The following is a 22,748-nucleotide window of genomic DNA, read 5'->3' on the forward strand; positions in this document are numbered from 1 at the left end:
GACTCAGCGCGAGGACAGCAGGCCGTCCTCGGCGTCGGCGGCCTCCACCTCAGCTCTGGAGATGCCCAGCAGATAGAGGATCGAGTCGAGGTACGGCGTGTTGACGGCGGTGTCGGCGGCCTGCCGCACGACGGGCTTGGCGTTGAACGCGATGCCCAGCCCGGCCGCGGCGATCATGTCGAGGTCGTTGGCGCCGTCGCCGATCGCCACGGTCTGGCTGATCGGCAGCCCGGCCTCGCGCGCGAAGCGCTCCAGCGCCTTGGCCTTGCCCGGCCGGTCGACGATCTCGCCCACCACCCGGCCGGTCAGCTTGCCGTCCACGACCTCCAGGACGTTCGCGGCGGAGTAGTCGATGCCCAGGTCGTCCACCAGGGCGTCGGTGATCTGGGTGAAACCGCCGCTGACGATGGCGAAGCGGAAGTCGAGCCGCTTGAGTGTACGCACCAGCGTGCGGGCGCCGGGAGTGAGCACGACCTCCTTGCGTACCAGCTCGAAGACCTCGGCGGGCAGCCCTTCGAGCAGGGCGACGCGGCGGCGCAGCGACTCGGCGAAGTCGAGCTCGCCGCGCATGGCCTCCTCGGTCACCCGGGCGACCTCGTCGAGGCAGCCCGCGTGGGCCGCCAGCAGCTCGATGACCTCGCCCTGGATGAGCGTGGAGTCGACGTCCATCACGATGAGCCGCTTGGCCCGCCGCGACAGTCCGGTGCGTTGTACGGCCACGTCGACCTGCTGCGCGGCGGCCTCGGCGGCCAGGTCGATCCTGAGCTGGTCGGGGTTGGCGCCGGAGACCGACAGCTCGATGCAGGTGACGGGCCACTGGGCGAGGCGTTCGATGCGGTCGATGTTGGCGCCGGCGGCGGAGATCCGACCGGCGATGCCGGCGATGGCCGCCGGCTGCAGGGTGGCGCCCAGGACGCTCACCGAGAGGCGACCCCGGCGGCGGTGCTCCCTGGTCTGGGATCCGGTGGAGAGCTCCACCTCCATCCCGAGGTCCTCGGCGACGCGCTCCACGGCGGTCCACATGGCGCCCAGCGTGCTGCCGGTGCCGGTGGAAGGGCCGCCGGAGTAGGTGACGAGCACGCCGAGCGTGAGGCGGCCACGGATGACGACCTGCTCGATGTCAGAGACGGTCACGGGAAAGCCGGACAGGACGGAGAACAGGCGCGAGGTGACGCCTGGCCGGTCAGGGCCGGTCAGAGTGATCAGGAGGGTACGCTGGTCCACATTCAGCCACGGTACTGCGCCCATGTCGGTGCTCGCGTAGCAGGTACGGCTTTCCGACAGATCAGCCGCTCATGATGAGGTGTGTGTCGCCGAACTCGTGCCACAGGTAGCCCTCCCGCAGGGCCGCCTCGTAGGCCAGGCGCAGCGCCGGTCGCCCGGCTATCGCGCTCAGCATCAGCAGGTGGCTGGAGCGCGGCTCGTGCAGGCCGGTGATGAGCCCGGTGACCACCCCTACGCCCGCCTCGGGGGTGATGACGCGGGTGGTCCAGCCGGCTGACGCCGTCACCCGGCCGTCGCCGTCGACGACCGTCTCCAGGGCCCGCACCACAGTCGTACCCGCCGCCACCACCCTGGCGCCGGCGTGCCTGGCCAGGTTGACCTGGCGGGCGGTGGCCTCGGGCACCTCGTAGCGCTCGGCGTAGGGCGGCTCGTCCTTCTCCGGCGAGGCCACCCCTGTGTGCAGGGTGATCGGCGCGATCCCGATGCCGCGGGCCACCAGGGCCGTCACCAGCTCGGCGGAGAACGGCCGGCCGGCGCTGGGCATCTCGGCGCTGCCCGGCACGGTGGCGAACACGGTCTGGTACGCCTCGATCGGCCAGTCCCGGTCCACGTAGGAGTAGCGGATCGGGCGTCCGTGCTCGCGCAGGTACGCCTGCACGTCCTGGTCCAGCTCGGCCCGCCACAGGCGCGGCGTCTCCCGCCCGAGCAGCCGCAGCGTCGCCCGTCCTGGCAGCGGCAGCCACTCGCCCGGCTCGCATCCGCCGTACGGCTCGCTCGCGGTGGACGTACGGCGGCGCAGCTCGACCAGCCAGGTGCCGTCCTCCCGCGCGGTGGAGAAGTGCACCGCGAGCCGGTCCAGCCGGACGGCGGCGGGGAGTGTCGCCGAGTTGTTGACGACGACCAGGTCGCCGGGGGAGAGCAGGCGGGGCAGGTCGGTGAAGCGGTGGTGCGCCGGCTCACGGTCTCCGTCGGAGACGAGCATGCGGACCGCGTCGCGGGCGAGCCCCCTGGCCTCCGGCGGCTCGTGCGCGGACAGCGCGGGGGGCAGCGTGAAGTCGAGCGCCGTGGCCATCGCGGTCATCGGAGGGGCCACCCCATGCCGGGTCGCAGGCCGAGCTCCAGGTTGGGTCTCAGGCTGGGCCCCGGGCTGGGTCCCGGGCTGGGTCCCAGACGGAGTTCCAGGAGGCAGGGCGGCGGTCATTGCAGGCTCACTCGGCCGCTGGCGGGCCTGGAGCGGACCAGGTCGTGCAGGGTGGCGGCGACCTCGGCCGGGTCGGTGGCGGTGGCGGCCTCCTGCTCGCCGACCGCGTCGGCCAGCATGCGGGTGTTCATCTCGCCGGGGTCGGCCCACCAGACGGCGACGTCGGGCTCCTCGGCCGCCAGCACGTTCGACAGCTGCTCCAGCGCGGCCTTGGTGGCCCCGTACCCGCCCCAGCCCTCGTAGGCGCCGTTCGCGGCGTCGGAGGTGATGTTCACGATCGCGCCGCGACGGGCGCGCAGCGCGGGCAGCGTGGCCTGGATGAGCGCCAGCGGGGCGGTCACATTGGTCTCCAGCAGCTCCCTGAACGGCTCCAGCGGGTAGCCGGCCAGCGGCGGCAGCGGGGTCACGCCCAGCCCGCTCGCGTTGTTGACCAGCAGGTCCAGCTCGGGCACGGCGCCGGAGAGCCGGGCCACGTGCCCGGGGTCGGTCACGTCGCCGGGGATCGCGGTGGCGCCCAGCTCGGCCGCGGCCTTCTTCAGGTCGGCCGCGCCACGGGCGGTGAGCACGAGGTGCCAGCCTGCCTCCGCCAGTGACCTGGCCAGAGCCAGGCCGAGCCCGCGGGAGGCGCCGGTGATGAGTGCGGTGTTCGTCATGTACGCAACGGTAGAAATCGGCAGTCACCCGCACATCGGGCGCAAGGTCCGGCCAGGCCTGGGCCCATCGTCCTAGGACCAGAAGCCTGGGCGCGTCGTACCGGGACCGGGAGTCCGGGCGCGTCGTACCAGGGGCAGGGGTCCGGCCGCGTCGTACCGGGACCGTAGAACGTCGGAGCGGGACCATAGAGTGGGGCCGTGCCTGCTGAACGAGCCGAGATCCTGCAGGCGGTGAGCTCCGCCGTTCTCGCCGTCACGCGCCACCTGTCGGTGCGCGAGGTGCTGCAGGTCATCGTCCGCTCGGCGCAGCGGCTGCTGGACGCCCGCTACGCCGCGCTCGGCGTGCCCGACGAGGAGGGCTCCTTCGCCGAGTTCGTCGCCGAGGGCATCACCGACAAGCAGTGGGACGCGATCGGCCCGCTGCCGCGGCAGCATGGCATGCTCGGCGCGATGCTCCGCGAGGGGACCCCGGTCCGGCTGCCCGACCTGCGCGAGGATCCGAGGTTCGAGTGGTGGCCTAAGGCCCATCCGGTGATGAAGGACTTCCTCGGCGTCCCGATCCTCGACGGCGGCCAGGTGCTCGGCATCATCTTCCTGGCCAACAAGAGCACGCCCGGCGGCTTCACCAAGGACGACGAGGACCTGCTGACGCTCTTCGCCGCGCACGCCGCCATCGCGCTGACCAACGCCAGGCTGTACGAACGCGGCCGCGAGCTCGCCATGCTGGAGGAGCGCAACCGGGTGGCCCGCGAGCTGCACGACGCCGTCACCCAGAAGCTCTTCTCGCTCAGGCTGACCGCGCGGTCCGCCGCCGTCATGCTCGACAGCGCCCCGGACCAGGCCGCGGTCGAGCTGGAGCGGGTGCAGCGGCTGGCCGGTGAGGCGCTGTCCGAGCTGCGCGCGGTGATCGTCGAGCTGCGGCCGGCCGAGCTGGACCGGCACGGCCTGGCCGAGACCCTGCGCAAGCATGTGCGGATGCTCGACCGCCTGCATCCCTCGCTGGTCACCTTCGAGGCCGGGGAGCTGCCGCCGATGGACTCCGCGGTGGAGGTGGCGGTGCTGAGGGTGGCGCAGGAATCGCTGCACAACGCGCTCAGGCACTCCGGCGCCGAACAGGTGTCGGTGCGGCTGGCGTACGAGAGTGGCAGGTTGTCGCTGACCGTCCAGGACGACGGCGTCGGCTTCGAGCAGGGCGGGACGCGAGGTCTGGGGCTGGTGTCGATGCGGGACCGGGCGGAGTCCGTTGGCGGGGTCATGACGGTGAGCTCGGCCCCGGGGCAGGGGACGACCGTGCGGGTGGAGGTAAGCGGGTGCGGGTGATCCGGGTGCTGATCGCCGACGACCATCCGGTGGTGCGGCAGGGTTTGCGTACGTTCCTGGATTTGCAGGAGGACATCTCGGTCGTCGGCGAGGCGGGCGACGGCGCGGAGGCCGTCGAGCTGGTCGAGCGGCTCACGCCGGACGTGCTGCTGCTCGACCTCAAGATGCCGGTGCTCGACGGCCTGGCCACGCTGGGCCGGCTGGCCGGCACGGCCACCCGGGTGGTCGTGCTGACCTCGGTGAGCGACCGGGCGGACGTGGCGCCGGCGATACGGGCCGGGGCGGCCGGCTTCCTCTATAAGGACGTGGACCCGTCCGCGCTGGCGCAGGGTGTGCGCGCCGTGCACGAGGGACAGGTGCTGCTCGCGCCGGAGGCGGCCGAGGCGATGCTGGCCGACGGCCACGGCGGCGGCGACGGCCTCACGGCCACGTCACTGACCGACCGGGAGCGGGAGGTGCTCGCGCTGATCGCGGCGGGGTGTTCCAACCGGGAGATCGCCAGGAATCTGACCGTGGCCGAGAAGACGGTCAAGACCCACGTCTCCAACGTGCTGATGAAACTCGGCGTCCAGGACCGCACCCAGGCCGCCCTCTACGCCGTCCGCCACGGCCTGGTCTGACCTCAACGGGCGGCTCGGTTGCGCTGTCCCGTACGGCCGGTCTGCTCCGTACGGGTTGCGCGGCGGCTGAACCCGCCGTCCAGCGACCTCAACGGGCGGATCGGACGTGGTGTCCGGCACGGCACGGCCTGGGCTGGGCTACGGGTTGCGTAGGGGCTCGAAGATGGCGTGGTGGGCGGCTACGACGGCGCGTCGGACCGCGCGGTCGAGTTCGCGCAGCACCGCGCCCCGCGTGGCGATCTGTCCTGAGGTGAGGCCGCGCTCTTCGACCAGGCGCAGCACCGCGCCCAGCCGCGTGGCCAGGGCGGAGACCCGGTGCGCTCGCGCCGGGTAGCCGGGTGCGAGCTCGCCGCCGCGGCCCAGGTCGTCGGGGCGGCTCTGCGCGGGGCCGTCCACGGACGCCAGCGCGTCCGTCGCCGACCGCACCGCGTCCGACAGCTCCCGCTCCGCCTCGGCCACCGAAGGCAGATCCAGGCGTACGGGGCCCGTCTCCTGCACGTCCAGCCGTACGCCCACGTAGGACGACCCGCGCAGGTCCGCCGAGGGCACCAGCCCGAGGCACCTGTCGGACAGCACGGCGATGGCGGCCTGCCCGGCGTCGACCGCGGCCGAGTTGAACTCCGCGGGCCCGGACAGCCCCAGAGGGTCGCCGGGCGCCGGCAGCGCGAGCCGGAGCTCACGCAGCCCGTCGACACGGAGGTTGGCAAGGTATTTACGCAACGGCACCTGGCCCACGACAGTGGGTCCGGCGACGGCTTCCACGTGGTCAGCCGCCTCGTCGAGACCGACGTGACCGGCGAGCCAGGCGTTGCCCCAGGCGACGAGCGCGGGGCAGACAGGCGATTGAGGGCGCACCGATCCACGATATGCGCTCGCCCTGCAATAGGTTTGTCCCCGTGGGTTACTCCTAAGGGGGGAACGAGGAATGGGTGGTCAGGTGCTGCGGTTCCAGGATGTCGCGTTCAGGCGCGATGGGGCGACCCTGCTTCGTGGCATCGACTGGACGGTCAACGAGGACGAGCGGTGGGTCATCCTCGGCCCCAACGGGGCGGGCAAGACGACGCTGATGCAGTTGGCGGCCACGATGCTGTTCGCCAGTGACGGGATCATCGAGGTGCTCGGGGAGCGGGTGGGGCAGGCGGACGTGTTCGACCTGCGGCCGCGCATCGGGCTGGCGAGCTCCGCGCTGGCCGAGCGTGTCCCGGCGGACGAGAAGGTCATCGATCTGGTGCTGACCGCCTCCTACGCGCTGCTGGGCAGGTGGACCGAGGAGTACGACTCCAACGACGTGACCCGTGCGGTCGAGCTCATCGACATGATGGGCGCCGCGCATCTGATCCGGCGGCGGTTCGGCTCGCTGTCGGAGGGGGAGCGCAAGCGGGTGCAGATCGCCAGGGCGCTCATGCCCGATCCCGAGGTGCTGCTGCTCGACGAGCCCGCGGCCGGGCTCGACGTGGGCGGCCGTGAGGACCTCGTGCGGCGGCTGGCCGTGCTCGCCGGCGACTATCGTTCGCCCGCGCTGGTGCTGGTGACGCATCACGTGGAGGAGGTGCCGATCGGGTTCACGCACGCGCTGCTGCTGCGGCACGGCGCGATCGTCGACCAGGGGCCGATCGAGCACGTGCTGACGGCCGACAGCCTGTCGCAGACGTTCGGGGTGCCGTTGACGCTGGACCGCAGTGCCGAAGGCCGCTGGTACGCCAGACCGTACTAGCGCAAGACCGTACTAGATCGCTCTATTAGGGCCGCTGAACGTACAAACCAAATATCATTCACGAAGTCGGGACAAGTCCACTTCGGAGCGTCGCCATGACCGTGGAGCAGCTCATCGTCGCCCTCGTCGTGGTCGCGGCGGTGGGTTTCGGCGTGGCGCGGACGATTCGCATCATCCCGCAGGCCACGGCGGCGATCATCGAGCGGCTCGGCCGCTATCACCGCACGCTGACTCCCGGGCTGAACCTGGTGGTCCCGTTCGTGGACCGGATCAAGGAGCTGATCGACCTGCGCGAGCAGGTCGTGTCCTTCCCGCCGCAACCGGTGATCACCTCCGACAACCTGGTCGTATCGATCGACACCGTCATTTATTTCCAGGTGACCAACCCCAAGGCCGCCACCTACGAGATCGCCAACTTCCTCCTCGGTGTCGAGCAGCTCACCGTCACCACGCTGCGCAACGTCGTCGGCGGCATGGACCTGGAACGCACGCTCACCTCCCGCGAGGACATCAACACCGAGCTGCGCGGCACCCTGGACGAGGCCACCGGCAAGTGGGGCATCCGGGTCAACCGGGTGGAGCTCAAGGCCATCGACCCGCCGTCCTCCATCCAGGACTCGATGGAGAAGCAGATGCGCGCCGACCGGGACAAGCGGGCCGCCATCCTCACCGCCGAGGGCCGTCGGCAGGCGGCGATCCTGGAGGCCGAGGGGGAGCAGCGGGCGGCCGTGTTACGGGCCCGCGGCGACGCGGAGGCGTCGGTCCTGCGCGCCCAGGCCGACGCCGAGGCCCAGGCCATGCGGGCCAAGGGGCAGGCGGACGCGATCGGCATGGTCTTCAAGGCCATCCACGAGGGCAAGCCCGACCAGCACCTGCTGGCCTACCAGTACCTCCAGACGCTGCCGGAGATCGCCAAGGGCGACGCCAACAAGCTGTGGATCGTGCCGTCGGAGATGGGCAAGGTGCTGGAGAACCTCGGCGGCCTCTTCGCTCATGACAAGCCCCAGAGCCCCCCGGAGGTCTGACCGGCCCCGTGCGTCAGGACAAACGCACCCCCTCTAAGCTCGGCTAGCGATACCGGGACATCAAGGGGGCAGGGTGACGGTCTGGGAGGCGCTCGCCGTGTGCGCGGCGGGGCTGGCGGCCGGGGCGATCAACGCGGTCGTCGGGTCAGGGTCGCTGATCACCTTCCCGACCTTGGTGGCCGTGGGCATCGACCCCGTGGTGGCCAACGTCTCCAACAACATCGGCCTGGTGCCGGGCTCGGTCACGGGCGCCTACGGGTACCGGGTCGAGCTGCGGGGGCAGCGCGATCGGCTGGTACGGCTGGGCGTGGGCTCGGTACTGGGGTCGCTGATCGGCGGCATCCTCCTGCTCTACCTCGACCAGGATGTCTTCCAGGTGGTCGTGCCGGTGCTCATCGGCCTGGCCTGCGTGCTGGTCCTGATCCAGCCCAAGCTGAACGGGTGGCTCACGGCCAGGCGTGCGCAGCCGCACCCGCACGGGGGCGCGGCGCTGTGGCTGGGCGTCTTCGCGGCGGGGATCTACGGCGGCTACTTCGGCGCCGCCCAGGGCGTGCTGGTCGTCGGCCTGATCGGCGCCTTCCTGGACGACGGACTGCAGCGGATGAACGCCGCCAAGAACGTGCTGACGCTGCTCGTGAACGCGACCGCGGCCGTGCTGTTCCTGCTGATCGCCGAAGTCGACTGGTGGGCGGTGCTCGCGGTCGCGGTGGGCGCCATGCTGGGCGGCTTCCTGGGCGCCAAGATCGGCCGCCGCATCCCCGCGCCGGTGCTGCGGGGCGTCATCGTGACGGTGGGCCTCGTGGCGATTTTCGTACTGGTGTACGGCTAAATTCCGACCTTTGTGGGTATAAATCCGTACATGAAGGGTGATCGGGTGGAGATCGTCATCGACGCGGGTGGCACCCCGCGCACCTACGAGGTCATAGCCACCCGCGCGGGCCGCCGCGTCGAGGTGGCCACCCGGCGAGGGCTGGTCGAGGTGAGCGAGGTCACCCGCAGCGGCACGGCCATCCGCACCGCCCGCTTCATGTCGAGCCGCATCCTCGCCCTGGTGGAGCACCCCGCCGACGAGAAGTGATCAGCGGAAGTCGGCCGCGTGGTCCCGCGCCCACTCCTGGAAGGTCCGCGCCGGCCTGCCGAGCAGCTTCTCCACCGTGTCGGTGACCTCCTCGGGCGCGTCCACGAACGCCCCCCAGGCCGCCAGCGCCGCGTCCACGAACGAGGCGTCACCCCAGGCCGCCAGCAACTGCTCCCGCGCCTCCTCCGGTGACTGGTCCTCCCAACGGACCGCGCGCCCGGCCGCCTCGCCGATGACGGCCGCCTGCTCCGCCTGGGTCAGCCTCTCGGGCCCGCTCAGCGAGTAGGCCGCCCCGCCGTGCCCGGCCGAGGTCAGCACGTGCACCGCCACGTCCGCGATGTCCTTCTCGTGGATCAGCGCCCTGGAAGCCCGCCCGTACGGCCACCGTACGACTCCCTGCCTGATCTGCTCGGCCCAGCCCAGGGTGTTGGTCGCGAACCCGCCCGGCCGCAGGAACGTCCAGGTCAGGCCGGAGCGCTGGATGGACCGCTCGATCTCGGAGTGGAAGGTCCCGTCGGGAACGTGGGCCGACAGGTAGACGATCCTGCGGGCCCGCTCGGCGATCAGATCGATCACCGGCTGCGCGGCCCGCGCCTCGAAGCCGGGCCACAGCAGGAACACGGTCTCGACGTCCGCCAGTGCCGGCGCCAGGGTCTCGGGCAGGGTGAGGTCGCCCCGGACGACCTCGACGCCCTGGGGGAGTGCGGCCCGGCCGGGGTCGCGCACCAGGGCGCGGACGGGGACACCCCCGTCGGCGAGGGTGGTCACCAGATGCTTGCCGACATTTCCGGTCGCGCCGGTAATAAGGATTCCGCTCATGCTGCGACCGTAGAACCTCAACAAAGGTTCAGGTCAAGCTCGGCCGTACCTGGATCGTGCCGTCCCGCCGGATCCGGGTCTCGAAGGTAGGGGCCGGAGCGGTGGCGGGCCCGTGCTTCACCGAGCCGTCCTCAAGCCTGAAGGTGCTGCCGTGCCAGGGGCAGATCACGCACGGCTCGCCGTTCTCCATGACCAGCCTGCCCTGGTGGAGCGGCCCGGACAGGTGCGGGCACCGGTCGACGAGCACGGTCACGCCCTCGTTGTGCCGCAGCACGAACAGCTGGAGATAGCCCAGCCGCCGCGAGACCGCCCGGCCCTCCGGCAGGTCCTTGTACAGGCACAGGTCGTGCCAGCCCAGCGGCACCAGGTGGGACACCGGGGGAGCGTGGTTGGCCCCCGCGGCCAGCCGGTAGGCCAGGTGCCCGCCCAGGTAGCCGCCCAGCCCGACCGCCGTGAGCCCGGCATAGGACAGCGTGCGGCCGGTGCGCTCGCGGCCCCGCACCCGGGCCACCAGCGACGCGGAGAACAGGCCGAGCGCGGCCACGTTGGACAGCATGTGGACGAAGCCCACGCGCTGCTGTTCGCGGTGCAGCGACGACCAGTCGGTCAGCCCGGCCGCGGCGGTGGGCAGAGAGGTCATGATCCCGGTGGCCACCAGCACCCGGACGGCTCGGGGATCGGCTTTGGCCAGGTCGAGCAGGGCGGCGGACATCCAGCAGCCAAGGGTGACCCCGGCCAGCGGCGGGTGCAGAGGTTTGCCGGTCGGCACGCCGTGCAGCACATCCCGCAGGAGACCCGGGCGGATACGTGCGCGTACGGCCTTGGCCAGCCCCAGGATCGGCCTGTCCATGGACGGGGTCCTTTCGAGCCGGTCAGTCAGGTCAACCGGCCCCACGAAACGCCGCAAGTGCCGACGTCTCGCCCGAACTGTTTCTTTCACGACGAGTCCCCTACCCCAGCGATACGGGGGTCACTCGGGCAGGTGTCCGCTGGCCACCGACGACTCGACCAGTTCGCGGGCGTAGGCGCCCAGGGTGGGTGAGCCTGCCGCGATGATCTGGACCTTCTCCCTGACCTGCGCCGCCGACACCTTGAACAGCGGCCAGGTGCCGCCCTCGGTGTGATGATTGGCCAGAATCGGCGCGAACCGGTCGATCGCCTTGGCGAACCTGGCCTCATCCGTCTCGCGGGCCTCGAACTCGTCCCAGAGCGCCCGCAGCCGCGCGGCCTGCTCCGCGGGCAGGATCGCGAAGATCCGGTCGGCGGCGGCCCGCTCGGTCTCGGCCTGCGCGGCCACCGCGACGGGATCGTAGATGAAGGTGTCGCCCGCGTCGATCTCCACCAGGTCGTGCACGAGCAGCATGGCGATCACGTGCTGGATGTCGGTCCCCGGTGGGGCGTGCTCGCCCAGCACCATGGCCAGCGTGGCCGCGTACCAGGAGTGCTCTGCGTCGTTCTCCCGCCGCGAACCGTCCATCAGGAGGTTGCGGCGGATGATCCGCTTCAACTTGTCGATCTCGACGGCGAAGGCGATCTGGGCGGTCAGGGAGGACTTATCCGGCACGATGGTCACGCGCGACACCTTATTGTGCGGTGATCATACCGGTTGGCGAAATACTCACCGGAACTCCGTTGAACACTGCGTTACCGGACGGTATGTCGATGGCCGACTCGTCGGTGAGCGCGTTGGCGCTGACCCCCGGATGCGCGGCCGCCACCGCCTGCGCGCTGCCCGCGTGCCCCCACCCGTGCGGCAGGCTCACCACGCCGGGCATGATCGTGTCGGTCGGCTCCAACGGCACCGTGAGCTCGCCCGTGGCCGAGCGGACCACGGCCTCGCCGGCCAGCCCGAACCGGGCCACGTCGGCCGGGTGGATCTGCAGCGTGCACGTGTTGCTGCCGCTGACCAGCGCGCCCACGTTGTGCATCCAGCTGTTGTTGGAGCGCAGGTGCCGCCGCCCGATCAGCACGACCTCCGGCGGCTCCTCCTCCAGCCGGGCCCGCAGCCGCTCCACGTCCTCGACGATCTGCGGCGGCGCCAGCTCGACCAGCCCCGAGGCGGTCCTCAGCACCTCGGGCAGCCGTGGCCGCAGCGGTCCCAGGTCGAGGCCGTGCGGATGGTCGAGCAGCTTGCGCAGCGACAGGTCGCCCCGGCCGGCCCACTCGCCGTAGGGGCCGAGCCGGAGCATGAGGTCGAGCCGCAGCTCCGCGCCCGTGCGCCCGTCGAGCGCCGCGCGCAGCTCGGCCGCGTCGCGCCCTTCGACGCCGGAGCCGGGCGTCTCCACGGCCTTGCCGAGCAGCTGCCCGATCAGGAACTCGTCCAGGTCCCCGTCCAGCCCGGAGGCGATCAGGGTCAGCCGCGCCAGGATCTGCGCCTCGGACGGCTGCCCGTCCAGCGGCAGCGCCGGCGGCGAGTAGCGGGCGTAGTTGCGCACCGCGAACCCGAGCAGCGCGAAGTCGTAGTGACCCGCCTGCAGCACCCGCGGCGGCGGCAGGATCACGTGGGCGTGCTTGGTGGTCTCGTTCAGGTACGGGTCCACGCTCACCATGAAGTCGAGCCCCGAAAGCGCCCGGCCCAGCCGGTCCCCGTGCGGCGCCGACAGCACCGGGTTGCCCGCCACCGTGACCAGGAACCTGATCTGCCCGTCTCCGGGCGTCTCGATCTCGTCGGCGAACGTCGCCACGGGCAGCTCGCCGTTCGCCTCCGGCAGCCCCCGCACCCGGCTCCTCCACCGCCCCACCGTGTACGGCCTGCGCCGCCCGGCTGACTCGGTGGCGGGCATGGGGAACATGGCCCCGCCCGGCCGGTCGAGGTTACCGGTGAGCACGTTCAGCACGTCCACCAGCCACTGGGCCAGTGTGCCGAACTCGGCCGTACAGGTGCCGATCCTGGCGTAGACGGCCGCCGTCCTGGCTCCCGCGAGCTCGCGCGCCAGTCGTACGATCACCTGCGCGGGCACGCCCGTGCGGCGGGCCACCACGTCGGGCGGGAAGTGCTTGGCCGCCTCACGCACCTGGTCGAGCCCGTTGACCGGGCCGGACAGGCGGGTCAGCTCCTCGGCGAACAGCGTGTGCACGAGGCCGAACAGCAGATAGGCGTCCGTGCCGGGCCGGACGAACAGGTGCTCGTCGGCCAGGTTCGCGGTCCTGGTGCGGCGCGGATCGACGACGACCAGCTTGCCGCCCCGGGCGCGCAGCGCCTTGAGCCTGCCGGGGAAGTCGGGGGCGGTGCAGAGCGAGCCGTTGGACTCCAGCGGGTTGGCGCCCAGCATCAGCAGGAAGTCGGTGCGGTCCAGGTCGGGCACCGCGATGGTCAGCGGATGGCCGAACATCAGCCCGCTGGCCACATGCTTGGGCATCTGGTCGGCGGTGCTCGCGGAGAAGACGTTGCGGGTGCCCAGTGCCCTGATCAGGGGCGCGCCGTACAGGGCGCCCGCCATCGTGTGCGCGCTCGGGTTGCCCAGGTAGATGCCGGTCGACTGGCGGCCGTGCCGGGCCACGACCTGGCCGAGCCCCTGCTCGACGGCGGCGAATGCCTCGTCCCAGCCGACCTCACGCCACAGGTCGCCCTCCCTGACCAGCGGCCCGCTCAGCCGGTCGGGGTCCTCGTCCAGCTTGCCGAGACTCGCGCCCTTGGGGCAGATGAAGCCCTTGCTGAACGGGTCCTCCTTGTCGCCTCGCACGCTCGTCACGTGCCCGCCGTCGTCGAGGGTCAGCGTCAGGCCGCAGACGGCCTCGCACAGCGGGCAGGTTCTATGGACGGTCGAGGACATCACCACTCCTGAGTTCGCCAGAGGAACTCATCTTGAACCGTACGGCCCGCAGGGGGAAGCCCCGGAGCCCCCGCGGTCTCCGGGGCTCGCACGGGAAGCGCTCAGCCCAGGCGGGACAGGACCAGAGTCCCGCGCAGATCAGGCGGTTCTTCGAGATCGGACCGGAGCGCGACCCAGGCCCGCCTGCCGTAGAGCCGGTCCAGCCCGGGAGAGACGGCTCCAGCGACCTCGTCCCGCCTGACGATCTCCACGATCACCAGGTTGGCCCGCCGGTGATGCCGGAAGACCAGGGAGTTCCTGGCCCAGCAGGCGGCGGCGATCTCCTCGCTGTAGGCGTCGAACTCCTCGGCGCTGATACCGGCCCTCGTCAGGATCAGTGCCTTCTCGCCCGTGCGGGTCGGTGTGATCCACAACACCAGCGGGATCCGGCCGGCCCTGGTGTGCATCGTGGTCTCCAGGCAGACCCGCTGCAGCCGGTGCCTGGAGATCACGCACCACACGTGCGCCATGACCCAGTTGCGGCCCGTCCTGGTCGCGGCCGGCGCCGAGATCGCGCTGCTCAGCAGGATGAACGGCAGCCAGCGGCCCTCCAGGGTCGCGCCCAGCAAGGTCACGGCGAACAGGGCGAGCCCCGCCACCAGCAGTAATTCCGTACGGATCCGCCAGAGCCGGACGATCAGCCCCGAACGGCCGGCGGCGGGCAGGTCCTCGTTGGCCGGGTACATCTGGTTGCGTGGGTTCCGCGGCATTCAGGACACCTCCTCGGCCACTCGGCGACCGAGCTTGAGCTGGTCGAAGCGTGGGTCACGGTAGCGGCGGGCGCCGAAGCCGGCGCGCGTCACGGTCCAGCCCCTACGGCAAGCGAACTCGTCGGGTTCCAGACAGATGTCCCGGTCAGCGCGAGCGATGAGATCCTGGATCCAGGACTTGATTCGACTGAGTCTCTTGGTACCTTGTGAGTACATAGAAGACCCCTTTCGCGGCATTATTCGAGGTGGCTTCTTTCGCCGGACTGCAGACCGATGGCCGCTTTCGTCGCAGGGTGGCAGCCCTTGATGCGACGAGCGGTGGTCGGTCTCGGTTCGGCTTTCAGGTGCTCGAACGAGCGACGGTCGCGGTGGTTCTTCAGCTGGGTGAGAAATCCTTCCGGCAGGTGGCCTCCCTGGGGTAGTCCTGCAAATCCGGGACGGCGACGTTGCCGGTGTGGCGGCCCGAGTGGCCGCTCGCGATGATGAGCAGAAGGTTCGGTGTCAAGGGCCGTGTCATCGTCCGGCCGCTTCGTTCCCCCGTGCCTTCTTAATGTCGATCGTCCTCCGTGGTCATCTGTGCTGCAATACCTTGCGCAAGAAAGATTATGTTTTCTTAACATGTTGTCCATGCCCTTGCAGAGCATGTCTACATGCAAGTTGCACGCAACTACTGCGCCCCCGGAGTAGCGTGCGTGGACCCCGCTTGCCCCCTACGCTCTCTCCGTGGCAGCCTTCTGGCAAGACCTCGTGCAAGTTGCAGTGTAAGATTGGGTGAACGGCCCAAAACCTCGGGCTCGAAACGATCCCTTCCGGCTACACCTCCATTTCCGGCAAGGAGAGGTCGACGGTGCCATCGAAGCAGGGCAGCCCCACTGTCCGCAGGCTCAGGCTCGGCCAGGAGTTGCGCCTCCTGCGTGAGCGACGCCAGCTGACAGGCGCCAAGGCCGCCAACGAGCTCGGCTGGTCGCCCAGCAAGATCAGCAGGATCGAAGCGGCCAAGACCATGCCGGTCGCCGAGGACATCCAGGCGATGGGCACCCTTTATCGCATCGACAGTGCCAAACTTGACGAACTCTTCGGGCTGTTGCGTGACGCGGACCAGCGCGGGTGGTGGGAAGATTACGAAGACACCCTGCCCGGGGAGTACACAAGATTCCTCGGGCTGGAGGCGGAGGCCACATTCCAGCGCAACTGGGAACCCCAGGTCGTGTCTGGCCTCCTCCAGACCGAGGACTATGCGCGGGAGGTCATCCTTGCGACCCGCGGCATCGCCCGGATCACCCACAGCGGCGTCCGTAGCCGTGTCGAGGCACGCCTCGATCGGCAGCGACGTGTCCTGCACAGAGCCGATCCGTCTCGGTTGACCGTGGTGCTGGACGAGTCGGCGCTCATGCGCCGCTTCGGCGAGCCCTCGGTGATGCGCGCGCAGATGGAGCATCTCCTCGAGGTCTCTCTCCTGCCGCACGTCAGCGTCCAGGTGCTGGCTCTGGATTCACTCCATCCCGTCAGCACCGGTGCGTTCATTCATCTGAAGTTCGTGGCATTCGACGATGTCGTTTATTTGGAACAGTTGTACACGGCGGACTTCGTCGAAGATCTCGAACGTGTAGCGGGATACGAGACCGCCTATGACCATATGCGGTCGGAGGCGCTGGACGAGGACGAATCGCGCGTCCTCATCCAACGTAAAGCCATGCTGTGGCGACGTTAAGCCAACGTAAGCGCAACAAGGGGCAATGGCGCCCCTTTACCCATTTGGGGAGAAAATGCAGATCGACACCACAGCGGCTTGGCAGAAGAGCAGCTTCTGCAATGGCGCATCTTCCTGCGTCGAGGTTGCCCCGCTGGCAAACGGCAGTGTCGCGGTGCGGGATGGTAAGGAGCAGGATGGTCCCGCGCTCGTGTTCACCCCGGAAGAATGGGCCGCCTTCGCCGCCGGGGTCCGCGCGGGCGAATTCGACCTGACCACGCTCACCGCGAGCGCGTGAAGAATGCCCTGACGAGTTGGTGGCGCAACTCGTCAGGGCCGTTCGGAAGTAGTTTTGAACAGCCTCCATGTATTTTCGCTGGCCGGCCTGATCGCAGAAATCCATAAACAAGACACAAAGACGCTGCGAGATCACGTGAAGCGTTTATGTGTCGCACATTCATGGGCGCGATACCAGCGCATTCGGACGCGCATCCCTCCATCGGCGAATGATGCCACCGCCTGGTAAGCGCATGCCTGTGAAACAGCTGACTTTGAGAGCTCCATCACAAGGAGTGAACAATGCCTGCGCCCATTCCTCCCGACAGTGCTTCATGGTCTGCGGCCAATAGCAGGGTAATTCAAAAATGCCTTGGAGAGGTCCAGGAGCAATTCAGCTTCCGTGGCATGGCGTACCACATCAAAGTGAAGGCCAGGAACGTCGCCGAAGCGGAAGGCTGTCCCAGCCTCAGCGAGGCCATCCTCAGGAGGCCGAGGGAGATCGCCCTGGTCGCCCCGGGAGACGACTGCCGCCTCCGCGTCATCGGGGTGTTCGACTCCCGACCCAAGCGCGTGCAACTGCGCATTGACGGGACCCTGCCGGAGTCGATGAAGCCGCTGGTGAATGTTCTGGTCCATGAGATCGATTCGCAGTGCAAGCAGCCGACCGGAGGGCCTGGGTACTGGTCGGGAAGGCTCTGGAGATGGTTCTTCGCCAAGGTTTCTCCAGGAATCGTGGCAGCGATTCTCGCGCCCTTGCTCATGGGGGCGGTGCTCTTCGTGCGTGCCTGGTTCGCCGGGTGATGTGCGCGGCGCGCTGCCTGTGAAGGGAGCGCGCCATAGGGCGAGGCCCTGGCCGAGGTCCTGGTGGATGTAGGTCCAGTACTCCACGACCCGCTTCTCTATGCCGTCCGTCACCTCAGGGGGTGGCCGACGATGCGCACCTGCCGGTCCACTACCCACCCAAAGTCGCGCTCGACTCCGGTCAACTCCCTCAAAGGCGTCTCGCCGACTCTATGTGCCGCTCCCCGGTGAGCTGGCCGGACATAGGGGGACAGACAGCGATCGGTCGTACATGGCATGCTCGGTCCCTGAAAGTGTGACTCGAGCTGAAATGGCGACCGATGAAACTCCCCCGTGCCCTGGCGGTGCTGGCCGTCGCCGCCTCCGTCATCGCCTGCTCGGCCAACGAACCTCCGCCCCCCGAACGGAAACAGCAGGCCGGCGCGGCCAAGGCCACCCCCACCGCCGTCAAGCGGCAGCCGTACACGATCTCCTTCGGCGGGGATGTGCACTTCGAGGGGATGCTCCGCCCCAAGCTCGCCGACCCGCGTACGGCGCTCGGGCCGATCGCCGGCGTGCTGCGCAAGGCGGACCTGACGATGGTGAACCTGGAGACCGCGATCACCACCGGCGGCACCCCGGCCCCCGGCAAGCAGTTCACCTTCCGGGCGCCGGCCAGCGCGTTGACCGCGCTCAAGGCCGCCGGGGTGGACGTGGTGTCGATGGCCAACAACCACGGCATGGACTACATGCAGACCGGCCTGGCCGACTCCTTAGCCGCCGGTAAGAAGGCCAAGTTCCCCGTGGTGGGCATCGGCGCGAACGAGGCCCAGGCGTACAAGCCGTACCGGAAGGTCGTGAACGGGAACCGGGTGTCGATCATCGGCGCGACCCAGGTGATGGACAGCGAGTTCATCCAGGCCTGGACGGCCACCTCCGCCCAGGGCGGGCTGGCCTCGGCCAAGAACGAGGCGCGCCTCATCCAGGAGGTGCGCAAGGCACGCAAGAACTCCGACACCGTGATCGTGCACCTGCACTGGGGCACCGAACTGCAGAAGTGCCCGAACCAGGCCCAGCTCTCCCTCGCCCCCAAGCTGGTCAAGGCCGGCGCCGACGTGGTGGTCGGCGGGCACGCGCATATCCTCCTCGGCGGCGGGTACCTCGACAACGCCTACGTCCACTACGGCCTGGGCAACTTCGTCTTCTACAACTCCAACCCGGCGACCACCGGGCGGACCGGGGTGCTGACGCTCACCATCAACGGCCGCAAGGTGCTCAAGGACACCTGGACGCCGGCGACCATCCAGGGCGGCCTGCCGGTGCCGATGACCGGCCCCGCGCGGACCCAGGCCGTCGCGGACTGGAAGGCACTGCGCTCCTGCACGGGACTGGACGCCCGCCGCTGAGCGTGATCGTCCATGGGGAGGTGCGATGCGCTGGGTCGAGTCCGGGGACGTACGGCTGGCCGTGTTCGAGGAGGGCGACCCGGCCGATCCCACCGTCGTGCTCGTGCACGGCTATCCGGACACCCACCGCGTCTGGGACGAGGTGGCGCGCCGGCTGCGTGACCGCTTCCACGTCGTCCGCTACGACGTGCGCGGCGCCGGCGCCTCCACCGCGCCGCGCGGCCGCCACCGCTACCGCCTGGACCGGCTGACCGTCGACCTGGCCGCCGTGCTGGCGGCGATCGGCAAGCCCCAGGTCCACCTGGTGGGCCACGACTGGGGCGCGATCCAGGGCTGGGCCGCGGTGGCCAGGCCGGGCATCCGCGAACGCGTCGCCTCCTTCACCTGCTTCGGCGGCCCGGGACCGGGCCAGTTCGGTCACTTCCTGCGGCACGGCAGGCGGCGCGAGGTCGCCGCGCAGCTCGCCAGGTCCTGGTACATCGGCGCCTTCCAGCTCCCCGTCCTGCCCGAGCTGGCCTGGCGCACGGTCCTGCCGGGGATCTTCGAGCGGACGCTGCGGGTCGCCGAAGGGCTGGAGCCGCGACCCGGGCACCCGGCGGACACCCTCCGCGACGACGCGAGCCACGGCGTCCAGCTCTACCGCGCCAACTCGCTCACCGCGCGGGGCGACCCGTGCGTGGACGTGCCCGTACAGCTCATCGAGTGCCTGCGCGACCCGTTCGTCACCCCCGCGCTGCTGCGCGCGCAGGCGCGGGGCGTCGCGCGGCTCTGGCGCCGCACGGCCGACGCCGGGCACTGGGCGCAGCGCGGCGCGCCTGACCTGATCGCCAGAATGATCGGCGAGTTCGCCGAGCACATCGAGGGTGGAGAGGCGGCGAGGGGTTTGCGCACCGCGAAGGTCACACAGGGCCGTAAGGCGTTCACGGGCAGGCTGGTGGTGGTCACCGGGGCGGGCAGTGGCATCGGCCGCGCCACCGCGCGCGCCTTCGCCGCGCACGGGGCGGAGGTGGTCTGCGCCGACCTCGACCCCGCCGCGGCCCGCCGAGCCGCCGACGACATCGCCAAGGACCTGGGAGGTACGGCACACGCCGCGCGGCTCGACGTCGCCGATGCCGTACAGATGGAGGAGTTCGCGGAGAATGTCCGGTCCCGGTACGGAGTGCCGGACATCGTGGTGAACAACGCCGGGACCGTGGTCGCCGGAGGCTTCCTCGACCACTCCCTGGAGGACTGGCGCAAGAGCATCGACGTGAACCTGTGGGGCGTGATCCACGGCTGCCGGCTCTTCGCCGCGCAGATGGTCGAGCGCGGCGAGGGCGGCCACATCGTGAACATCGCCTCCCTGGGCGCGTTCACCCCGTCGCGGATCCTGCCCGCCTACTCGGTGGCCAAGGCGGGGGTGAAGATGCTCAGCGACTGCCTCAGGGCCGAGCTCGCCGGCCACGGGATCGGGGTGAGCGCCATCTGCCCCGGCTTCGTGTCCACCTCCATCGCCCGCAACGCCACGTACGTGGGCGCCGCCTCCCGCGAGCTGTCGGAGGAGGCGCTGCGGCGGCGCGGCTACCCGCCGGAGCGCGTCGCCGCGCACATCCTGCGCGCCGTGCACCGCAACGAGGCCGTCGTGCCGATCAACTTCGAAGGGAAGATCGGCTACGCGCTGTCCAGGATCTCGCCCGCGGCGGTGCGCGGCATGGCCAGGTTGGCCACCTTCCCGGGAAATCCACGCATTCGCAGGTAACGATCGGGCTTGTGGGGGGAAGATAAGGCCGTGTCCTCGCCGCAAGTTGAACAGATCTGTGCGCAGCCCAAACCGCTGCGGCGCCAGCCCACACAGCGCCGCAGCGCCCGCCGCGTCGAAAAGATGCTCGACGCCTGCGCCGAGCTCCTCGACGAGATCGGCTACGAGTCGCTGTCCACCACGCGCATCGCGGGCCGAGCCGGCGTCGCGATCGGCTCGGTCTACCAGTTCTTCCCGGACAAACGTGCCATCACCCAGGAGCTGACCAGGCGCAACGTCGAGCAGTTCGTCTCCAGGGTCGGGCGCAGGTTCATGGAGGAGGACTACGCGGGGTGGTGGGAGGCCGTCGACGCGATCATCGACGAGTACGTCGACATGCACCGCACCGTGCCCGGCTTCAAGAGCCTGCACTTCGGTGACGCCGTCGACCTCAACCTGCTCGACTCCGACTCCGACAACAACGCCGTGATCGCCGGACGGCTGCGCGGCCTGCTGCTGAGTGAGTACGGCCTGGCCGACAGCCATGAGCTGGACGTGGCGGTGCTGGTGGCCGTGGAGGCCGGGGACGCGGTGCTCAAGCTGGCCTTCCGCCACGATCCGGACGGCTCACCGGAGATCGTCGACGCGGCCAAGCAGCTCGTACGCGGCTTCCTGGCCCGCCAGCTCAAGTCCTGGACCCCACAGGCGAGTTAGCCGTCCCGAGGGGTCCGGCGGCGAGCTGGTCGTTCCGGGCGGGTCCGGCGGCGAGCTGGTCGTCCTGGGCGGATCCGGCTCATCCGGCTTATTCGGGTCGTCCGGGCGCCCGCTCGGCCGGCCTCGCGGTCCGGCGCTCGTTGGGTTGGAGCGCCGCGGCCGGGGGTTGCCGCTGCAGCTGCTTCGGCGCGCCGGGCGGGCGCAGGCAGCGGATCGGGAGCGACACCGTCCGGACCCCTCTCGCCTCGCGGGCCTCCAGCCTCGCCTCCAGGGCGCGCAGGCTCCGCTCGGCCGATTCGATGGCCTCCAGGCGGGCCGAGACATAACCGGCGAGTCCGGGAATCAGTGCCGAAGCGACGACCGTACAGGCCAGTGCGAAGGCCATCTGCTTGGACGCACCCATCACAGCCCCTCCCGCCCACCGCCGCTGAGCACCGGTTATATGCCCGATGACGTGCGCGGATAAGCGGACGGTGAGCAGGTTTGGACAACGCGTTGCCATGCTCACGCGGTATCGGCGATGCGTATTGACGGGGCAAAACCGCACCGCGCTCGGTAGTCTCCAGGTTGTGGCGCATGTGACCCGTGAGCACCTTGATCGCCTGCTTGAGCAGGCGCTGCTGGCCGACGACCACAGCTCGTTGGCCAGACGGCTGTACGACGTGGCGCTCGGCTACTCCACCGGCGACGTTTCCAGGGCTTCGATCCTGGTGCAGGCCGCCGAGGAGTGGAGAGCCGCCGGGCAGCCCGCGCGGGCGCTGGAGTGCTTCCAGCGCGCGCTGGAGGACGGTGGCGAGTCCGGCATCGATCCGCGTGCCGGCATCGCCGACACGCTCTTCGAGCTGGACCGGCACGACGAGGCGAGGCAGGTCATCGAGACCATCCGCGCCGAGGGCGAGGTCTCGGCGATGACCGCGCACAGCATCGCCGAGACGCTGGTCGCCTATGGAGACCTGCCCGCGGGGCATGAGTGGGTGACTCAGGCCGTGCTGTCGTGCGACAAGGACGACCCTGAGCACCTGGCCATGCTGCGCACCCGCTATCGCATCAGGGTCGACCTGGGGCTGCCCGAGGACGAGCTCGACGCGCTGATCTCCTGAGCGGCGCGTGGTGACAGGGGTGCGGCCCTGTCACCACGCGGCTGACGCCTGCCGTGACGGCCTCAGGGCAGGTCCAGGCCGGGCAGGAGCCCGGTGAGGGCGTCCAGGCCGGTGAGGCCGTCCAGTGACTCCTGCGCGTCCGGCAGCCGGGTGCCGGAGGTGAGCCCGGTCACCGTGCCGGGCACCTGCGGCAGGGTCCGGTTGATGAGCTCGTCCTTGATCTCGTTGACGGGCATGTTCTGCCCGCGCACGCCCTTGCCGGCCACCTTGGCAGGGTCGGGCAGGGTGCCGAGGGTCATCCCGACGGGCAGGTTGGACACGCCCGGGACGTTGGGCAGGTCGGGCAGGTCCGGGACGTCGGGAAGCTTGGCGAGGCTCGGCAGGCCGGGCTCGGCCGCGGTGCTCGACGGCAGCGCGGGCATGCTGGAGGTCGCGGCGATGCCGCCCAGATCCTTCAGGCCCATCGCGGACCGCGCGGAGGCCAGCCCGCTCAGGCCGATGCGCTCGGCCATCCTGGCGGTGCTCGTGGCCAGCTCCTCGGTCTGCGAGGTGACGAGCCGGCTGCCGCCGATCGAGCCGTCGTCCACACGGATCTTGGTGAGGTCGTCGCAGAGCCTCGCCGTCTTCGCCGCGCGCACGGTCGCCGGCTTGGTCCGGCACCTGTCCGCCGCCACGGGGCTCGCTCCCAGCCAGGTGACCCCCGCCATCAGAGTGATCATGGCAAGGATGCTTCGGATGCTCCGAGATGACACTTCACGTCCCCCTGATCGTGCTCGGTGATCTGACGAACGCTGAAGTTAGTCAGCGGCCCCACCCTCGTGAGGCGGCTTGTCCTAAGCCTGGAGCGAACCTTAAGGACCCGGCGCGGGGATGACCGGAGCGTGAA

Annotated in this window: 24 protein-coding genes; 13 read left to right on the top strand and 11 right to left on the bottom strand. The window is 70.1% G+C overall.

All coding sequences use genetic code 11. The features are described from left to right. Positions 1–3: 3 nt before the first annotated feature. From serB to OHA68_RS15955, 3 genes are all read right to left on the bottom strand, one after another. Complete coding sequence (gene serB / locus OHA68_RS15945) at positions 4–1,224, bottom strand: phosphoserine phosphatase SerB (protein WP_327108338.1); 1,221 nt, start codon at positions 1,222–1,224, stop codon at positions 4–6. Positions 1,225–1,285: 61 nt separating this feature from the next. Further along, entirely contained in the window at positions 1,286–2,305 is a 1,020-nt protein-coding gene (locus OHA68_RS15950; protein WP_327108339.1) for an S-adenosylmethionine:tRNA ribosyltransferase-isomerase, read from the bottom strand. 116 nt (positions 2,306–2,421) lie between these two features. Beyond that, complete coding sequence (locus OHA68_RS15955) at positions 2,422–3,078, bottom strand: SDR family NAD(P)-dependent oxidoreductase (protein WP_327108340.1); 657 nt, start codon at positions 3,076–3,078, stop codon at positions 2,422–2,424. A 198-nt stretch (positions 3,079–3,276) separates the two neighbouring features. On the opposite strand from OHA68_RS15955, the gene OHA68_RS15960 reads away from it, so the two are divergent. Next, the gene (locus tag OHA68_RS15960; RefSeq protein ID WP_327108341.1) at positions 3,277–4,398 is read left to right on the top strand and encodes a GAF domain-containing sensor histidine kinase; all 1,122 of its coding nucleotides are present in this window, start codon (positions 3,277–3,279) and stop codon (positions 4,396–4,398) included. Continuing rightward, entirely contained in the window at positions 4,395–5,018 is a 624-nt protein-coding gene (locus tag OHA68_RS15965; protein ID WP_327109513.1) for a response regulator transcription factor, read from the top strand. Before OHA68_RS15960 ends, OHA68_RS15965 begins: the two co-directional genes overlap by 4 nt. A 138-nt stretch (positions 5,019–5,156) precedes the next feature. Here OHA68_RS15965 and OHA68_RS15970 read toward each other — a convergent pair whose 3' ends face one another. After that, complete coding sequence (locus OHA68_RS15970; RefSeq protein WP_327108342.1) at positions 5,157–5,873, bottom strand: hypothetical protein; 717 nt, start codon at positions 5,871–5,873, stop codon at positions 5,157–5,159. Positions 5,874–5,943: 70 nt separating this feature from the next. Here OHA68_RS15970 and OHA68_RS15975 point away from each other — a divergent pair, with 70 nt between their 5' ends. From OHA68_RS15975 to OHA68_RS15990, 4 genes are all read left to right on the top strand, one after another. Further along, on the top strand, positions 5,944–6,732 hold the full coding sequence (locus tag OHA68_RS15975) for an ABC transporter ATP-binding protein (RefSeq protein ID WP_189142086.1): 789 nt from the start codon (positions 5,944–5,946) through the stop codon (positions 6,730–6,732). 95 nt (positions 6,733–6,827) lie between these two features. Beyond that, entirely contained in the window at positions 6,828–7,757 is a 930-nt protein-coding gene (locus tag OHA68_RS15980; RefSeq protein WP_225277394.1) for an SPFH domain-containing protein, read from the top strand. A gap of 73 nt (positions 7,758–7,830) precedes the next feature. Beyond that, positions 7,831–8,586 carry a sulfite exporter TauE/SafE family protein gene (locus OHA68_RS15985; protein ID WP_327108343.1) on the top strand — a complete coding sequence of 252 codons (756 nt, stop codon included), beginning with the start codon at positions 7,831–7,833 and terminating at the stop codon, positions 8,584–8,586. A gap of 30 nt (positions 8,587–8,616) precedes the next feature. Next, positions 8,617–8,835 carry a hypothetical protein gene (locus tag OHA68_RS15990; RefSeq protein ID WP_189142088.1) on the top strand — a complete coding sequence of 73 codons (219 nt, stop codon included), beginning with the start codon at positions 8,617–8,619 and terminating at the stop codon, positions 8,833–8,835. Here the strand turns inward: OHA68_RS15990 and OHA68_RS15995 are convergent, their stop codons facing one another. The 5 genes from OHA68_RS15995 to OHA68_RS16015 form a co-directional block, all read right to left on the bottom strand. Beyond that, on the bottom strand, positions 8,836–9,654 hold the full coding sequence (locus tag OHA68_RS15995) for an NAD(P)H-binding protein (protein ID WP_327108344.1): 819 nt from the start codon (positions 9,652–9,654) through the stop codon (positions 8,836–8,838). 28 nt (positions 9,655–9,682) lie between these two features. Continuing rightward, positions 9,683–10,504, bottom strand: coding sequence for a Rieske 2Fe-2S domain-containing protein (locus tag OHA68_RS16000; protein ID WP_327108345.1), 822 nt, complete (start codon positions 10,502–10,504; stop codon positions 9,683–9,685). Between the two features lie 120 nt (positions 10,505–10,624). Continuing rightward, on the bottom strand, positions 10,625–11,236 hold the full coding sequence (locus tag OHA68_RS16005) for an HD domain-containing protein (protein ID WP_189142091.1): 612 nt from the start codon (positions 11,234–11,236) through the stop codon (positions 10,625–10,627). Position 11,237: 1 nt separating this feature from the next. Further along, the gene (locus OHA68_RS16010) at positions 11,238–13,427 is read right to left on the bottom strand and encodes a molybdopterin-dependent oxidoreductase (RefSeq protein ID WP_327108346.1); all 2,190 of its coding nucleotides are present in this window, start codon (positions 13,425–13,427) and stop codon (positions 11,238–11,240) included. 101 nt (positions 13,428–13,528) lie between these two features. Further along, positions 13,529–14,176 (bottom strand): hypothetical protein, encoded by a 648-nt coding sequence (locus tag OHA68_RS16015; protein ID WP_327108347.1) that lies wholly within the window; start codon positions 14,174–14,176, stop codon positions 13,529–13,531. An 847-nt stretch (positions 14,177–15,023) separates the two neighbouring features. Here OHA68_RS16015 and OHA68_RS16020 point away from each other — a divergent pair. The 6 genes from OHA68_RS16020 to OHA68_RS16045 all read left to right on the top strand — a co-directional run bounded on the left by OHA68_RS16020 (position 15,024) and on the right by OHA68_RS16045 (position 20,762). Then, entirely contained in the window at positions 15,024–15,887 is an 864-nt protein-coding gene (locus OHA68_RS16020; RefSeq protein WP_327108348.1) for a DUF5753 domain-containing protein, read from the top strand. 55 nt (positions 15,888–15,942) lie between these two features. Beyond that, positions 15,943–16,164 carry a DUF397 domain-containing protein gene (locus OHA68_RS16025; protein WP_327108349.1) on the top strand — a complete coding sequence of 74 codons (222 nt, stop codon included), beginning with the start codon at positions 15,943–15,945 and terminating at the stop codon, positions 16,162–16,164. A 386-nt stretch (positions 16,165–16,550) separates the two neighbouring features. Next, a complete protein-coding gene (locus OHA68_RS16030; protein WP_327108350.1) occupies positions 16,551–16,946 on the top strand; it encodes a hypothetical protein in 396 nt (131 codons plus the stop codon). Between the two features lie 320 nt (positions 16,947–17,266). Continuing rightward, the gene (locus OHA68_RS16035) at positions 17,267–18,331 is read left to right on the top strand and encodes a CapA family protein (RefSeq protein ID WP_327108351.1); all 1,065 of its coding nucleotides are present in this window, start codon (positions 17,267–17,269) and stop codon (positions 18,329–18,331) included. 25 nt (positions 18,332–18,356) lie between these two features. After that, the gene (locus tag OHA68_RS16040; protein ID WP_327108352.1) at positions 18,357–20,069 is read left to right on the top strand and encodes an SDR family oxidoreductase; all 1,713 of its coding nucleotides are present in this window, start codon (positions 18,357–18,359) and stop codon (positions 20,067–20,069) included. 123 nt (positions 20,070–20,192) lie between these two features. Next, positions 20,193–20,762 carry a TetR/AcrR family transcriptional regulator gene (locus tag OHA68_RS16045; RefSeq protein ID WP_407674500.1) on the top strand — a complete coding sequence of 190 codons (570 nt, stop codon included), beginning with the start codon at positions 20,193–20,195 and terminating at the stop codon, positions 20,760–20,762. A gap of 88 nt (positions 20,763–20,850) precedes the next feature. Here the strand turns inward: OHA68_RS16045 and OHA68_RS16050 are convergent, their stop codons facing one another. After that, positions 20,851–21,165 (bottom strand): hypothetical protein, encoded by a 315-nt coding sequence (locus OHA68_RS16050; RefSeq protein WP_327108354.1) that lies wholly within the window; start codon positions 21,163–21,165, stop codon positions 20,851–20,853. Between the two features lie 166 nt (positions 21,166–21,331). Here OHA68_RS16050 and OHA68_RS16055 point away from each other — a divergent pair, with 166 nt between their 5' ends. Beyond that, complete coding sequence (locus tag OHA68_RS16055) at positions 21,332–21,862, top strand: tetratricopeptide repeat protein (RefSeq protein ID WP_225277392.1); 531 nt, start codon at positions 21,332–21,334, stop codon at positions 21,860–21,862. A 62-nt stretch (positions 21,863–21,924) separates the two neighbouring features. On the opposite strand, the gene OHA68_RS16060 is transcribed toward OHA68_RS16055, so the two are convergent. Then, a complete protein-coding gene (locus OHA68_RS16060) occupies positions 21,925–22,581 on the bottom strand; it encodes a hypothetical protein (RefSeq protein ID WP_327108355.1) in 657 nt (218 codons plus the stop codon). Between the last annotated feature and the right edge of the window lie 167 nt (positions 22,582–22,748).

This window comes from Nonomuraea glycinis (assembly GCF_035920485.1).
Lineage (GTDB): Bacteria > Actinomycetota > Actinomycetes > Streptosporangiales > Streptosporangiaceae > Nonomuraea > Nonomuraea glycinis.